This is a genomic window from Seleniivibrio woodruffii (assembly GCF_029267515.1).
Lineage (GTDB): Bacteria > Chrysiogenota > Deferribacteres > Deferribacterales > Geovibrionaceae > Seleniivibrio > Seleniivibrio woodruffii_A.
Window position 1 is genome coordinate 1 of sequence record NZ_JAJUIS010000019.1, and the last position, 15,157, is coordinate 15,157.

A 15,157-nucleotide genomic window follows, 5' to 3' on the forward strand; every position below is an offset into this window, starting at 1 on the left:
ATACTCGTCAGACTTCAGGCGAAGACGGGTGGTCAGCGTCATATAAAGTCTGCTGTCCTTGGTCAGCCCTACTCCTGTCATGCTCTGTTTGAACTGACCGGGAGTTGTCTGCATCGACCAGCTGTCGGGTGTGTTATAGCCCTCAGCTTCGAACGCCTCGGCTCCTAACACTGCTGTGCCAAGCAGAAGAACTGTTATTAACAGACTGCTCAACAAATGTCGCATGTTTCCTCCTTGTAGGTGATGAACCGGTGTAAGATTTCAACCGATTTTAAAAAGAGGTAACATGACGACAGTTAAGACATGGTTAAGAACGCAGGAATTGTGAAATTATTGTGATATCAATTCGTTATACTTAAAAGAACATAACGTCGTATAACGCTCAGATCGGCATCAGATATCCCGCCGTGCTGCTGCATGGATTTAAGTATTCCGTCCCAGCGATGCTTCGCATACCTGTTCGGTTCCGCCGCTGCATGACATGTGCTGCACAACTCATAATATTTTCTGCCGGATTCCTTAATTGAGTCGGGGAGGGTTTCGGAAATAACATTCTCATCAGGAGAAAGCGATACAACAGTTTCAAAAAGCCCGTTTACATTCTTTCCGGTGAAATGGAGAGAAGAAACATCCTTTGTAAAACCGTTGTCAATGCTTTTATCAGTATCCGCATAAAGAACGCCGCTCTTTTTATCAGACCAGAGATGTGCCCTGCCCCCGGAAATTTCCGTTCCGAAAAAAACCGTGATATCACCCTTTGTGACGTTTTTATTGAGATATCCGTTTCGGTTATCTGAAAAGGCGTAGATAACAGATATTGCTATCGCCGCCGGAATTAATATAAATAAAAATTTTCTCAAAACTGCACCTTTCGGCAATATTAATACATCCGTTTAATAATAAAATCAATTCAAAAACTGTATTTACAGTTTACCTTGTCGAGAAATTTTATTCTACAACAACATTCCGCCGTTTTGAATAGGGAAGAATAGTATAAACCGGATACTACAGTCTGCTTTTTACTATGACAGGATTATCGTACGCTGTGTTCGGTTTTATTTTTTCTGTCAGTTTGCGTAAAGACACCAGACAGCTATGCGCTGAACAAGCCTGAGCCAGACAGGAAGTGGGTTTGTCCGATGTCAGCACGTTCGGATTGCCGCTGATACATCTTGTCCCCGGAACACCGGGTTTCTCAGGAGCATACCACGCTCCCTCGTCAACACGCACAACGTTGCGCATGACACGCTTGCTGAGCACTGCCCCGCATATTATTGATCCTCTGTCGTTGAACACCTCCACTGTATCGCCATCGCTTATGCCGAGTTGCTTTGCGTCGGAAGGATGGATGACCACGGGTTCTCTGCCGTTCACCTTGTATTCATTGGCAAGGGGCAGGTTATCCATCTGGGAATGAAGCCTGTTTTTCGGGTGGAGCGACAGAAGATGAAATCTGTGTTTTTTCGCCATAACTCCGCCCAGCCATTCTTTCGGTTCGTACCATGTCGGATGCCCGGCACAGTCGCGGTATCCGTAGCTGGAAATCTTTTCGCTGTGAATCTCTATCTTGCCTGACGGTGTAAAAAGCGGATTGGATTTCGGATTTTTTACGAAATCTTCAAAACGTACAAAGCGTTTATCATCCGGCTTCTGGGTCAGCTTTATATATCCGACATTCCAGAAATGTTCGAACGGCACTCTGTTTTCAGTACCCTCATAACTCCATTTAACCCATTCCATGCCGGATTTTCCCATGGTAAATTTATGTTCAAACCCAAGCCTTTTCGCAAGCTGTGCCAGCACCCAGTAATCGTCCTTTGCCTGATACATAGGCTTAACAGCCTGCTTCATTGCCCAGAGATAGGTAACGTTGTTCACAATACTGAATCCGATATCATTCTTTTCAAAAGTTGTTGTAACCGGAAAAACGATATCTGAATGTTTTGCCCACGGTGTCCAGACTATTTCATGGGTTATCATGGTCTCGACCTTTCTTATACCGGCAAGAAGGGCGTTTATATCCTGATGATGAGTCATGGAGTTCGCCCCCATGTTGTATATCAGCTTAACATCGGGATAGGTTATCTTCATACCGTTGAAATCTATTGTTCTGCCGGGGTTCATGAGCATCTCCCCCATACGCGAGGCGGGGATTATTGTTCTGGCAGGATTTCTGCCCTGTGATATCCTTCTGGGCATTTTCCCGTTGATGCCTAGGAGACCGCCGCCGAAATTTATTCCGGATCCCGGTTTTCCTATATTTCCCAGCATTGAAGCAAGCGTTATGAGACTCCAGTGAAACTGTTCGCCATGTTCTATTCTCTGGGGACCGTAAAGGGTTCCTATAAGAGTTTTGTCGCTGCGCAGAGTTTCTGTCAGCGATATTATTCTGTTCACCGGTATTCCGCATATTTTCGAAGCCCATTCCGGAGTTTTTGGCACACCGTCGTCTTTTCCCAGCAGATATTTTACGAACATGTCAAATCCCACAGTGCAGGAATCAATGAACGATTTACTGTATTTCCCGCTGGTGTAAAGATAGTAACACATGCCGATAATCATGGCAGTATCTGTCCCCGGACGCACGGAAATCCATTCCGCTCCAAGTTCCTTCGCAGTGTCGTTGTATACCGGATCAACGCAGATATATTTTATTCCGAGTTTCTTAAACCGCCTGTACCATTTTATTCTGGTGAAATCGGGAACAGCGGAATCTATTCTGAATGATTTCAGAGGATCCATTCCCCAGAGCACAATAGTTTTGGTGTTGGCAGCTATCATTTCGTATGAGGTCTGTTTACTGTATACCTCCATACTGCCGAGAACATATGGCAAAAGCTGGCTTGAAGCACCTGCGGAATAATCGCTTATAGTATCAGTGAACCCTCCGAAAAGCCCCAGAAACCTTCCCTGGAGAGTATTCGGACGGTTGATAGCCCCGGCGTGGGACCATCCTGCGAATGATGTTCTGAAAATTGATTCGTTTCCCCAATTCTGTTTCGCTTCTTTAAGTTTTTCGGCGGCAAGGTTAAGAGCAGTCTGCCAGCTCACCTCTACAAACTCTTCCGCACCGCGCAGTTCGGTCTGTCTTCTTCCTTCGAGAAAGCTCTTTCTGACGCAGGGAGTCTTTATCCTGTTGGGAGAGTTTACATAATCCACCAGACTTCGCATCATGGCGGAATCCGCATTTATGGAGCGGTGCGGTACAGTAGATACCAGTTTTCCGTTTTTAACATGCGCCGTTACCGGTCCGAAATGTGTTGCATGGCTGATAGCCTGCTCCCCGCCGTCCGCCAGCGCTTCTCCGGCAGGAAAAGCCGAAAAAAGAGAGGCAACAGCCGCCATTCTGAGCAGTTCGCGTCTTGAGATGCTTTCTTTCATAAATTTACCTGCGCATGTTCAATCATATTGTTCATAAACAATCCCTTGCAGTCAGTACACGGGTTATCCGGCTGCTTATAGCAGATTCGTGCCTGAGTACCGACTCCCTGTTCGGAACTGAGATAAAAATCCCATCCGAGGCTCACACAAAGCCGCCTTACGATTGCCAGTCCGAAACCGAACCCCTCGGCGTGGTTTCTTGAGTTCCCCGCCTGAAGCTGAATCAGGGTTTCGGGCTTTATTCCGGAACCGGAGTCGTGCACCTGAAAACAGTGCGTGCTGAGATAAATATCGACGGTTCCCTTTTTCGTATAGTTAAACGAATTTCTGATCAGGTTTGCCATCAATATCTTAATAAGCTGCGGCTCAACGTTTAAGACTATTCCCAGACTGTCGTGGACAACCACTTCAACTGGTTTATTATCTATCAGATAAGCGTTTTCGTGAATTATTTCATTTATAACATCCGCAATGCGCACGTCCCTGCGCTCAAATTTGTCCAGATTTCTGTGTCTGGAAAGCCATAGGAACGACTTAATAAGGTGTTCCATATTTGCTGCTGCACGGTTTATTCTACCGATTATTCTTTTAGTATTGTCGTCCAGTTGTGGTTTCAGTTCGTCCAGAAGCTCCAGCGAGTTCTTTATGGTTGTCACAGGTGTGCGGAGCTCATGGGATGCGTCCCTTGCAAAGGCCGTTTCCCTCTCTACAGATTCCTGCATACTGTTCAGAGCGTTCTTCAGCGTTCCTGCCAGAAGCCCTATCTCATCATCGTTAAATTTACTGTCGAAGCCTTCCATCAGCTTCAGTTTCGGGTCGCGCTCTTTTATGATATTACTGAGCCTTATCACAGGTCCAATGACCTTATGGGCTGTGACAAGCCCAAGAGTCAGCCCGAAAATGAGAATAGGCAGAAGTGTCAGAAGTATAGTCTTTTGAAGCGAAACAAGGGAATCGTCGTTCATATACTGCCTTGTTACGTTATACAGCAGATAGAACTTATCGCCGTCAGGCAGCCTTTTTATCAGTATGCAGTATCTCTGTTTGTCATTATCAGCGAAGTAGGTTCCGGATTTAAGTCCCGGTATCTTCTTTGCAACCCAAGCAGGAAGCAGGTCTTCGCCGTAATAGTGTGTCATATAAGGCGATGTAGGGGTTGTTGCGTTAAACGCGTTAGATGTGGGCGCAGCGAAGGAAGCCAGATATGCACTTAGATAATATTCCGCCTCCACTTTCAGCCTGTTCTCCATCGAACGTGTTTCGCTCAGCCGTGTAGCGATTATTACCGCAACAACAGTAAGGGAACTCAGCAGAAGGGTATAACCGATGAAAACAAGGATTATTCTGCGGCGCAGACTACTGCTATGCTTCAACTATGCCTTCCTCTGAAGAAAGCAGGTATCCCCTGCCCCTTACGCTGTGGATGAGCTGCTTTTTAAAAGGTTTATCCAGAAGCTGTCTCAGGGTGTAAAAATGTACCTTGAGAGCATCCGTCATGGGTGGCTGATCCTTCCAGACGGCATATTCAAGATCCTCTTTTGTGGCGTATCCGGGGTAAAGCTCAACCAGCTTCGTGAGGATTGAAAAACAGATAGGAGGCAGATCTATACGGGTTCCACCTCTGGTTACTATGCCTTTTTCAATATTCACGCAGAGATCCTCTACACAGAACATGTCCGCCATGCCCTGTTTCGAACGCCTGATTATAGCGCTTAGGCGCATTTTCAGCTCCGCAAGCTCAAAAGGCTTTGCAAGATAGTCGTCTGTACCGGATTCAAAACCTGTCAGCTTGTCGTCCAGCATGGTTCTGGCAGTAAGCATGAGTATAGGCACGTTCAGGCGCAGTTTATGCCTGATTATCCTGCACACTTCAAATCCGTCAATTCCGGGCAGATTGATGTCCAGCACTATAGCATCGTAGTGATTATCATGCAGCAGTTCAACCGCCGCCTCACCAGATGAACAATAGTCCGCAGTACAGCCGTGCAGTTCAAAATAATCCAGTACGTTTTCCGCAAGATCCGTGTCGTCTTCAATTAATAATAATCTCATTATATGCCTGTATTTTTTACTATATGGTTCCTGTCCGAAATTTCACGCTTTTTTACGGGCAGCCTACATTTCTTTTAAGACAGACGGGGTTAAGCGAAGGTTAAGTTTGATGAAAATACCGATAAAATATGGAGATTTATCAGTGTCTCTTAAAAAGTTCGAGGAGTCTTTTTGATGCCGCAGATGGAGGCATTATTCCCTGCTCCACAGCATCGCGGACGGAGGCGAACATACCTTCAACATTTTTATTGGTAAGGAACATCTCTTTCAGATCGTCCATAAGCAGTGTCCAGAACCAGTCAACTGACTGCTTACGGCGTTTGGATTCAAATTCGCCGCTGTTGCTCAGCTTTTCGTAATAATCGCATACCATATCCCAGATTTCCTCTATGCCCTCTTTGTACATGGCACTGCAAAGCATAACCGGAACCTGCCAGTTGGGGCTTTTCGGACGCAGGATATGGAGCGCGTTGACATACTGCTGTGCGGCAACCTCAGAGCGCATACGGTTCGAGCCTTCCGCCTTGTTGATTATGATGGCGTCGGCTATCTCCATAACACCCTTTTTGATTCCCTGAAGCTCATCACCCGCATTTGCCAGCTGGAGCAGCATAAAGAAATCCACCATGGACGCAACGGTTATCTCAGACTGACCGACACCTACTGTTTCAACCAGTATAACGTCGTAACCAGCCGCCTCGCAAAGCAGCATGGTCTCACGCGTTTTTCTGGCAACACCGCCAAGGGTGGCACCAGCCGGAGAGGGTCTTATGAATGCGTTCTCGTCGCGGGCAAGCTCCTCCATACGGGTCTTGTCACCCAGAATGGAACCGCCTGTTATCTGCGATGTGGGATCAACGGCAAGAACGGCAACCTTGTGACCTTTTGATGTCAGCAGTTTGCCGAATGATTCTATGAATGTGCTTTTACCCACCCCGGGGACACCGGAAATTCCGATTCGCACAGAATTTCCGGTATGGGGAAGTATCTTTTCCATAAGTTGATTAGCTAGCTGACTATGTTCAGGACTGCGGCTTTCTATTAAGGTGATAGCCTTTGAAAGCGGGCGCAGTTTCCTTTCAACAATTCCCTGTGCAAGCGTATCAACATTATACAAATCTAAACTCCGAGAGATTTTTTAATAGCTTCCAGCGTGTCTCTTGCGGACTTGGTGATTGTTGTTCCAGGTCCAAAGATACACGCAGCGCCTGCGGCATAAAGCTCGTCATAATCCTGTCTGGGGATAACTCCTCCGCAGACGATAATGATGTCTTCAGCGCCGAGTTTTTTCAGCTCCGCGGCAAGCTGGGGCACAAGAGTCTTGTGTCCGGCGGCGAGAGATGAAACGCCAACAACGTGAACGTCGTTCTCAACAGCCATTTTTGCAGCCTCTTCAGGGGTCTGAAAAAGGGGTCCGACGTCCACGTCGAACCCGCAGTCTGCATAGGCTGAGGCAACCACTTTCGCCCCGCGGTCATGTCCGTCCTGCCCCATTTTAGCAACGAGGATACGGGGACGGCGACCTGTTTTCTTTTCGAATTCGTCTATATCTTTTTTAATACCGGCAAAGGTTTCGTCGGATTCAAACATTGAACCGTAAGCTCCCGACACAAGTTTTATCTCAGCCTTGTGTCTGCCGAATTTCTTTTCCATAGCATCGGAAATCTCGCCTACTGTGGCGCGCAGTCTTGCCGCTTTCACACAGTATTCAAGAAGGTTAGCCGACTCATCATCGCACGCAGCGGTGAGCGCGTCAAGAGCTGCCTGACAAGCGGCGTTGTCCCTTTCGGCTCTTATCTTCTCAAGACGTCTAATCTGTGACTCGCGCACAACCGTGTTGTCGATATCCAGAACATCTATTGGGTCTTCCTGCGCAAGTTTATACTTGTTCACACCAACTATAACATCTTTTCCGCTGTCTATCGCGGCTTGTTTCTTTGCGGCTGATTCTTCAATTTTCAGCTTGGGCAGACCGCTTTCGATAGCCTTTGTCATGCCGCCGAGTTTCTCAATCTCCGCAAGCTGTTCACGCGCTTTGTCGATAAGCTGCTGAGTGAGTGATTCGATATAGTATGAGCCGCCCAGCGGGTCTATCACCTTTGTGATTCCGGTCTCTTCCTGAATCACAAGCTGGGTGTTGCGCGCAATCCTTGCCGACTGAACAGTTGGGAGCGCGATAGCCTCGTCAAGGGCGTTGGTGTGCAGCGACTGGGTTCCGCCAAGCACGGCAGCCATAGCCTCTATCGTTGTTCTGATTACGTTGTTGTAAGGATCCTGCTCAGTGAGCGACCAGCCGGATGTCTGGCAGTGTGTACGCAGAGCAAGTGATTTCGGGTTCTGCGGGTTGAACTTTGCGATAAGCTCGCTCCAGAGCAGTCTTGCAGCTCTGAGCTTTGCTATCTCCATAAAGAAGTTCATGCCGATGCCGAAGAAGAATGACAGCCTCGGCGCGAAAGCGTCGATGTCCAGCCCTTTGGACAGAGCAGCTTTGACATACTCAAGTCCGTCAGCCAGAGTGAACGCCAGCTCAAGAACGTTGTTCGCTCCCGCTTCCTGAATATGGTAGCCGGAGATAGAGATTGAGTTGAACTTGGGCATGTACTTGCTTGTATATTCGATAATATCGGCAATGATTCTCATAGAGGGTGCAGGAGGATAGATATAGGTGTTGCGAACCATGAACTCTTTAAGGATGTCGTTCTGGATGGTTCCTGCAAGCCTGTCCTGAGTGACTCCCTGCTCCTCCGCCGCCACGATATACATGGACATGATGGGAAGAACAGCGCCGTTCATGGTCATAGACACTGAAACGTCGCCAAGGGGTATGCTGTCGAAAAGGATTTTCATATCCTCAACGGAGTCTATTGCAACCCCGGCCTTGCCCACGTCACCTACAACTCTGGGGTGATCGGAATCATATCCTCTGTGGGTCGCGAGGTCGAATGCCACGGACAGCCCCTGCTGTCCGGCGGCGAGGTTTTTCTTATAAAATGCGTTGGATTCCTCCGCGGTGGAGAAACCTGCGTACTGACGTACTGTCCAGGGTTTGCCGGCGTACATTGTCGCCATGGGTCCGCGCAGATAAGGAGCCATACCCGGAAGGGTGTCGGCGTATTCAAGATTTTCAGCATCGGATTTTGTGTACAGAGGTTTAACATCAATTCCCTCTGCGGTGTGCCATGTCAGACGGTCAAGACTATCAGACTTGATCTCTTTTTTAGCCTGTTTTTCCCAGTCCTCAAGGGACTTTCGTGCAAACATATTCTAACCTCACTGATTATTGAAACCGCAGTGTTCCGACTCCCTCAAGTGAAACAAAAAAGGGGAAATAATATTATCTCCCCTTTTAACCGCAGTATTTTAAACTTTAAAACTTACTCAACAACCGCCAGTTTGTCGCCTGTTGCAACCGTCTGGTCGAGAGTGATGAAAAGATTCTGAACGATGCCGGCTTTAGGAGCCTTGATTTCGTTCTCCATCTTCATAGCGACAAGAATCATAAGGGGCTGACCCGCTTCGACCTCCTGTCCTTCTTCGACGAGGATTTTCCAGATATATCCGGGCATCTGAGCCTCGATAACCTGACGCCCTTCAAGTCCTGCGGTGGAGCGCATCTTCATCAGGCGTTTCATCTCGTCCAGAACCTCAACCTCGAAGGTGTCGCCTTCGTCGGTAAGGATAGTGAAATTATCGCCCTTTTCGTCTATATCCATGGCGTATGACCTGCCGTCAACGATGATGGAATAAACAGCGTCGCCCGCAACGGAGAAATCGGCGGTATATTTTCTGCCGTCGATATCTATTTCGAAGATACCGTTCCTTCTCTCTACGAGGTCAACAAGATGCTCCTGCTCGCCTTTATCAACCGTAACGAAATAGTTTCTTTTAGTTATCATTGTACTTACCCCTTAACCGAGCCTGTTTCCGAGGCTTACAAGTCTTCCGAAGCGTTTCCAGTGGGATTCGCCTACGTCGCGTCTTGTAATGCTTCTTGCGGCTGCCTCTTTTTCGGAAAGAAGCTGTTTTATGACAGCGGCGATTATCGGCACGTCAACGTCGGCAGACTGCTTACGTTTAAGGTCTTCCATGTCGAATTTGTTGTCGATGAAGCCTGTGTCATAGTTTCCGGAGAGGAAGGTTTCGTTTTCAAGCACCCTCTGGTGGAAAGGGATTGAGGTTTTGATACCGGAAACCTTGTACTCGGAGAGGATACGTTTCATACTTACTATGGCGCTTTCGCGGGTTTTACCCACGGAGCACACTTTTGCTATCATGGGGTCGTAATATATCGGAACTTCAAATCCCGCATACGCACCGCTTTCGATACGCACGTTGGGTCCGCCCGGCACTTCGTAAACAGTTATCAGACCGGGTGAAGGGACGAAGTTGTTTGCAGGGTCTTCCGCATAAACGCGGCACTCAATGGCGTGACCGTTTCTCACGATCTCGTCCTGAGTGTATGTAAGCGGTTTGCCCTCCGCAACGATGATCATCTCGCGGACAATGTCCACGCCTGTGATAAGCTCAGTTACGGGGTGCTCAACCTGAAGACGCGTGTTCATCTCAAGGAAATAGAAGTTCTGATCTGCGCCGACGATGAACTCAAGAGTTCCGGCACTGACATAACCGATAGCTTTAACGGCTTTGACGGCAACTTCATACATTTTCGCCCTTGTATCATCATTGATGAAGGGGCTGGGAGCTTCCTCGATAACCTTCTGGTGACGGCGCTGGATGGAACATTCACGCTCGAAAAGGTGAAGACCGTTTCCGTGGGTGTCGCCGAGAACCTGAATTTCAACGTGGTGGGGCTGTACGATGAATTTTTCGATGTACATCTCGCCGTTTCCGAAGGCGTTCTGCGCCTCGGAGCTTGCCATTCTGTATGAAGATTCGAATTCTGATTCATCGTGAACAAGACGCATACCCTTTCCGCCGCCGCCGTGAACAGCTTTAAGCATGATGGGGTATCCCACCTCTCTGGCAACTTTTTTAGCGAGCTCAACGTCGGTGATGGGGTCTTTGGTACCAGGGACAACAGGCACTCCGGCAGCCATCATAGCCTGTCTTGCGCCTGTTTTTGAACCCATCATTATGATGTGTTCGGATTTGGGACCGATAAAGGTGATTCCCTCTTCCTCAAGACGCTTGACGAACGTGGGGTTCTCTGAGTAGAAGCCGTATCCGGGGTGGATAGCGGCGCCTGTCATTTTTGCCAGCTCGATTATTTTATCCATTTTCAGATAGCTGGTGTCATGATCGTCCGCAGTGATGCAGTAAGCCTCGTCCGCATAACGGACGTGGGGAGCTTTGCGGTCTGCATGGGTGTAGATGGCAACGGTTTTGATGCCCATCTTGCGGCATGTTCTGAAAACTCTTATTGCAATTTCGCCTCTGTTGGCGACGAGTACTTTTTTAATTTCAGCCATTTTTCCCACTCCTTACAGCGGCAGGTTGTCGTGCTTTTTAGCGGGGTTCGTCTGCCTTTTGTTGGAAAGAAGCTCAAACGCCTGAATAAGTTTGGGGCGAGTGTCTTCGGGCAGGATAACCTCGTCGATGAAGCCGAGTTCCGCAGCTCTGTAGGGGTTTGCAAACGTTTCTCTGTATTCGTCAACTTTCTCTTTCTTAGCGGCAATCGGATCGGCAGAAGAAGCTATCTGTTTGCCGAAAAGGATCTGTGCCGCGCCGTCGGGTCCCATAACAGCGATTTCAGCGATGGGATACGCATAGTTAAGGTCGCCGCGGACGTGTTTGGAGCTGAGAACGTCATATGCCCCGCCGTACGCTTTTCTTGTGATGAGGGTAACTTTCGGAACTGTCGCCTCGCAGTAAGCGTAAAGGAGTTTCGCGCCGTGACGGATGATACCGCCGAGCTCCTGCTGAACGCCGGGCATGAAGCCGGGAACGTCTTCAAGAGTGAGTATCGGGATGTTGAACGCATCGCAGAAGCGGACAAAACGTGCAGCCTTAACGGATGAGTTGATGTCCAGAGCACCTGCCATGATAGCGGGCTGGTTCGCAACGATACCGATTGAGCGTCCGTTGAGTCTCGCGAAGCCTACGAGTATATTTTTCGCATAGTGTTCCTGAATTTCGAAGAAGTTGCCGTCGTCAACGATTTTCGCGATAACTTCGTGCATATCATAAGGCTGGTTGGGGTTTTCAGGAACGATTTTGCGCAGTGATTCGTCTGTTCTGTTGGGATCGTCTTTGGTGGGAACTATGGGTGCTTCCTCCATGTTGTTGGAGGGGATGAAGCTGAGCAGCTCTCTGATTCTCAGAATAGCGTCTTCATCGTTTTCGGTTGCGAAGTGTGCCACACCGGAAGTGGTGTTGTGGGTCATCGCACCGCCCAGCTCCTCTTTGGTAACGTCCTCGCTGGTAACGGTTTTAACAACCTCAGGTCCTGTGATGAACATGTAGGATGTGTTTTTAACCATGAAGGTGAAGTCGGTCAGAGCGGGAGAGTAAACAGCGCCGCCTGCGCACGGTCCCATGATAGCGGATATCTGGGGAACAACGCCTGATGCAAGCGTGTTGCGGAGGAAGATGTCGGCATAGCCGGCAAGGGACAGAACGCCCTCCTGAATCCTTGCACCGCCTGAGTCGTTAAGACCGATAACGGGGCATCCAAGCTCCATAGCTTTGTCCATAATCTTGCAGATCTTACGTGCAAACATTTCCGCCAGCGAACCGCCGAAAACCGTAAAATCCTGAGAAAATACGAAAACTGTTCTTCCGTTAACTTTACCGTAACCTGTTACGACGCCGTCGCCGAGGAATTTTGTTTTCTCCATTCCGAAGTTGTCGCATCTGTGTACGACAAATTTGTCAAGCTCAACAAACGTTCCTTTGTCAAGCAGTTTGTCGATCCTTTCGCGGGCAGTGAGCTTGCCCTGCTTGTGCTGCTTTTCAATACGGTCAAGTCCGCCGCCGAGCTCCGCAGCTTCATTGAGGTCATGCAGCAATTTGATTTTCTCATCCATTATATATAGCCCCCTCTTAGTGGATATAATACCAAGTAATAAAACATGTTTTAAATTTCTTGTCAACTGTCAATACAAAACACGCCCCATTCAGGATGATTTTGCAATCTGCTTCAATATTAAATATTTACATGATTATATAATTAGGTTTGGTTGCTTATTTTCTGAGAATGGGTTATTTCGATTATGTCAATTTTGGTTTTATTTTATACTATTCAAAAAGCCTTTTTAAATTGCCGAGGGCTAACCTTATGTTCCACTCCTGCTCGCTGCGTTTTCCACAGAAGTTTGAAACTGCACGTACCTGATATGCTTTTATTCCCAACATGTTACATACAAAACCGAACGCTGCTCCCTCCATGTTTTCAACCGCGGCACCGTATTTTGAGTACAGCAGAGAGGACACATCACCCTCTCCGTCCAGAAAAGATACTGTATTGGAATTTACTATAGGAAGATTGCCATACGAAATAAACTCTGAACAGCCGTCATTGGCGAATCCAAACCCCATTTCATCCATAGTCGTTATTTTATTACGGTAAAAAACCGCTTCATCAGCAAAGAAATCCTTATGAACAGACACAACGTCGCCCACGTTCAGACCTGACTGCCTGTAGGCACCGCAGATGCCCGTCAGAACAGCCTCCGCGACAGGAAAAGCGCCCAGAACCGCTCCGGCTGAAAAAGCGGCGCAGGTTTTGGTGGCACCGGTGACAAATATCATAATGTCATTATATTCGGCACAGAAAATCCCATGCCTCCAAAGAGTCAGTTCAATCCCCGTAAATATACTCTCCGCCTCTTTAACTGTCGGTACAAATATAGCTTTCATCAAAACTCCCAAGTGAAATCGCCGCGTCGCTATGCTCCTCACGAAGACAAAAAGCCACCGTCTCTGCGAGGAAGCCCTCAGACTGACGAAGCAGTCCCTGTTTACATTACATTTCCTCGTAAAACTCAGGATACTTGTCGAGCTGTCCCCGCGCTTCAAGAGCGTCCATCGCCTCATCGATGCTCCGCACAAGCCTGTCTTTGTCCTGTGCAAGCCTGCCCTCAAGCGGCAGGAAATTCGAAACGTGATTTGAACGGAAAATGATGTTGCGCCCTTCTATAAGCTGTATCATGTCCCGTGATTCCTCGAATATATCTCTGAACGTCGGCTTCTCCAGCCCGTTGAAATAATCCTTTTTTCTGCGCAGAAACAGTGTGAGGAACGACAGGTACTCAGGCGCTGCTTCCGTCACCCATTTTGCTGTGTCGGCAATATGCTCCTGTTTCAGCCTCTTTCCGCCGCCTCCCAGAATCACCATCACAGAGAAAGCTATCCCCGTTTCCTTTATCTCTTTTACCTTAGGCAGTACCTTTAAAGCGTCCATACCTTTGTTCATGAGCTTCAGAACCTCTCTGTTGCCGGATTCCAGCCCGAAATAGAGCAGTTTCAGCCTGCGTGCGTAAAGCTCCCGCCATTCATCGGCACTCTTTTTCATTATGGCATGTGGTCCGCAGTATGAGCTTATACGGATAAGGTTCGGAAATTTGGCATTCAGCGCGTCAAGGATAGTTATAAGTCCGTCCGTGGGATAGATCACTCCGTCGCCGTCTGCAAGAAATATCTTTTTAACTGATTTCGCGTATGAATCGGGTACGGCGGAAATCTCCGCCAATACCCTGTCTAAAGGTTTGATCTCAAAAGGTTTGTGCAGGTACATCCCGCAAAAGGCACATTTATTATAGGAACAGCCGTGGGTTATCTGAAAGATAAGCGAGTGCGCCTCGCTTGGCGGTCTGTAAAGAGGTTCCGTGTGGACGGGCATTACCTTATCCTGTCCAGAACGGCTTCCGTTGCGCCATGCTTATTCAGCGTGTAAAAGTGCAGTCCTGCAACGCCTGCGGCAAGAAGCCCTCTGCACTGTTCAACTGCGTATTCCACGCCAGTCATGAACTGGTTCTTTTCGGATTTGCCGTCCATCTTCTCAACCAGATACTGCGGGACAGTTGCGCCGCACATCTGGGTGAATCTGACAACCTGCGCGATGTTGATTATGGGCATTATGCCCGCCACAACCGGTGCTGTTATTCCGGCTTTTTCCAGCCTGTCCATATATCTGAAATAATGTTCGTTGTCGAAGAAAAGCTGGGAAATTATGAAATCGCCGCCTGCGTCCAGCTTACGTTTCAGGTTTTCAATATCCGCATCCATGCCGGATGCTTCGGGATGCCCTTCGGGATAACCCGCGACGCCGAGGCAGTATTTATCGCCGTGTTTTTTGCGCAGATACGCCACAAGGTCAGAGGCATATCGGAATTTCCCGCCTCTCTGCTCAATGGGCATATCCGCCGGATAGTCACCGCGCAGAGCCAGCAGATTCTGAACGTTTATAGCGTCCACAGCGCCTGTTATCCTGTCGATGCTGTCCTCGTCTGCCGCAACACAGGTGAGGTGCATCATAGTGGTTAGCCCGTGTACCTTTTTTATGTGTGTCGTCCACTCCACAGTTTTTTCCTGTGTGGAGCCTCCCGCACCGTATGTCACTGATACAAAATCAGGTTTATAATCAACCAGCTCTTTTATCGTTTCGTAGAGAACGTTCTCTCCCTCCTCTTTTTTCGGCGGGAAGAACTCGAACGAAACGGTTCTTCTGGTTTTCAGCATTTCTGATATTTTCATGAAACTTCCTTTTTAAATGATTGCATTATTATTACTATAGAGATGATTGACTGCAAGAAGTTTTTATGAC

12 protein-coding genes and 1 pseudogene are annotated in these 15,157 nt (G+C 48.1%); all 13 read right to left on the minus strand.

Going from position 1 to position 15,157, the window contains the following annotated elements:
• Positions 1-225, minus strand: a pseudogene (locus Q7P67_RS12450) (hypothetical protein); the annotation flags it as partial.
• Between the two features lie 116 nt (positions 226-341).
• Entirely contained in the window at positions 342-860 is a 519-nt protein-coding gene (locus Q7P67_RS12455; RefSeq protein ID WP_303852567.1) for a hypothetical protein, read from the minus strand.
• 145 nt (positions 861-1,005) lie between these two features.
• The gene (locus tag Q7P67_RS12460; protein ID WP_303852568.1) at positions 1,006-3,381 is read right to left on the minus strand and encodes a molybdopterin-dependent oxidoreductase; all 2,376 of its coding nucleotides are present in this window, start codon (positions 3,379-3,381) and stop codon (positions 1,006-1,008) included.
• Complete coding sequence (locus Q7P67_RS12465; RefSeq protein WP_303852569.1) at positions 3,378-4,754, minus strand: HAMP domain-containing sensor histidine kinase; 1,377 nt, start codon at positions 4,752-4,754, stop codon at positions 3,378-3,380. The genes Q7P67_RS12460 and Q7P67_RS12465 overlap by 4 nt, the downstream gene beginning before the upstream one ends.
• On the minus strand, positions 4,744-5,433 hold the full coding sequence (locus Q7P67_RS12470; protein ID WP_303852570.1) for a response regulator transcription factor: 690 nt from the start codon (positions 5,431-5,433) through the stop codon (positions 4,744-4,746). Before Q7P67_RS12470 ends, Q7P67_RS12465 begins: the two co-directional genes overlap by 11 nt.
• Before the next feature lie 139 nt (positions 5,434-5,572).
• Positions 5,573-6,550 (minus strand): methylmalonyl Co-A mutase-associated GTPase MeaB, encoded by a 978-nt coding sequence (meaB, locus tag Q7P67_RS12475; RefSeq protein ID WP_303852571.1) that lies wholly within the window; start codon positions 6,548-6,550, stop codon positions 5,573-5,575.
• 2 nt (positions 6,551-6,552) lie between these two features.
• Positions 6,553-8,694, minus strand: a complete 2,142-nt coding sequence (gene scpA, locus Q7P67_RS12480; RefSeq protein WP_303852572.1) for a methylmalonyl-CoA mutase — start codon at positions 8,692-8,694, stop codon at positions 6,553-6,555.
• Between the two features lie 113 nt (positions 8,695-8,807).
• A complete protein-coding gene (locus Q7P67_RS12485; protein WP_303852573.1) occupies positions 8,808-9,329 on the minus strand; it encodes an acetyl-CoA carboxylase biotin carboxyl carrier protein subunit in 522 nt (173 codons plus the stop codon).
• A 12-nt stretch (positions 9,330-9,341) separates the two neighbouring features.
• The gene (locus tag Q7P67_RS12490; RefSeq protein WP_303852574.1) at positions 9,342-10,862 is read right to left on the minus strand and encodes an acetyl/propionyl/methylcrotonyl-CoA carboxylase subunit alpha; all 1,521 of its coding nucleotides are present in this window, start codon (positions 10,860-10,862) and stop codon (positions 9,342-9,344) included.
• 12 nt (positions 10,863-10,874) lie between these two features.
• On the minus strand, positions 10,875-12,419 hold the full coding sequence (locus Q7P67_RS12495) for an acyl-CoA carboxylase subunit beta (protein WP_303852575.1): 1,545 nt from the start codon (positions 12,417-12,419) through the stop codon (positions 10,875-10,877).
• Between the two features lie 211 nt (positions 12,420-12,630).
• Positions 12,631-13,251: a hypothetical protein gene (locus Q7P67_RS12500; protein ID WP_303852576.1), complete on the minus strand. Its 621-nt coding sequence runs from the start codon at positions 13,249-13,251 to the stop codon at positions 12,631-12,633.
• 106 nt (positions 13,252-13,357) lie between these two features.
• Complete coding sequence (locus Q7P67_RS12505; RefSeq protein WP_303852577.1) at positions 13,358-14,233, minus strand: radical SAM protein; 876 nt, start codon at positions 14,231-14,233, stop codon at positions 13,358-13,360.
• On the minus strand, positions 14,233-15,087 hold the full coding sequence (gene metF, locus Q7P67_RS12510) for a methylenetetrahydrofolate reductase [NAD(P)H] (RefSeq protein WP_303852578.1): 855 nt from the start codon (positions 15,085-15,087) through the stop codon (positions 14,233-14,235). Before metF ends, Q7P67_RS12505 begins: the two co-directional genes overlap by 1 nt.
• Between the last annotated feature and the right edge of the window lie 70 nt (positions 15,088-15,157).

What these genes read in the sequence shown, in the direction of transcription:
- Q7P67_RS12460 (WP_303852568.1), bottom strand. Translation starts at nt 3,381, where the DNA reads ATGAAAGAAAGCATCTCAAGACGCGAACTGCTCAGAATGGCGGCTGTT.
- Q7P67_RS12470 (WP_303852570.1), bottom strand. Translation starts at nt 5,433, where the DNA reads ATGAGATTATTATTAATTGAAGACGACACGGATCTTGCGGAAAACGTA.
- scpA (WP_303852572.1), bottom strand. Translation starts at nt 8,694, where the DNA reads ATGTTTGCACGAAAGTCCCTTGAGGACTGGGAAAAACAGGCTAAAAAA.
- Q7P67_RS12485 (WP_303852573.1), bottom strand. Translation starts at nt 9,329, where the DNA reads ATGATAACTAAAAGAAACTATTTCGTTACGGTTGATAAAGGCGAGCAG.
- Q7P67_RS12490 (WP_303852574.1), bottom strand. Translation starts at nt 10,862, where the DNA reads ATGGCTGAAATTAAAAAAGTACTCGTCGCCAACAGAGGCGAAATTGCA.
- Q7P67_RS12495 (WP_303852575.1), bottom strand. Translation starts at nt 12,419, where the DNA reads ATGGATGAGAAAATCAAATTGCTGCATGACCTCAATGAAGCTGCGGAG.
- Q7P67_RS12500 (WP_303852576.1), bottom strand. Translation starts at nt 13,251, where the DNA reads ATGAAAGCTATATTTGTACCGACAGTTAAAGAGGCGGAGAGTATATTT.
- Q7P67_RS12505 (WP_303852577.1), bottom strand. Translation starts at nt 14,233, where the DNA reads ATGCCCGTCCACACGGAACCTCTTTACAGACCGCCAAGCGAGGCGCAC.
- metF (WP_303852578.1), bottom strand. Translation starts at nt 15,087, where the DNA reads ATGAAAATATCAGAAATGCTGAAAACCAGAAGAACCGTTTCGTTCGAG.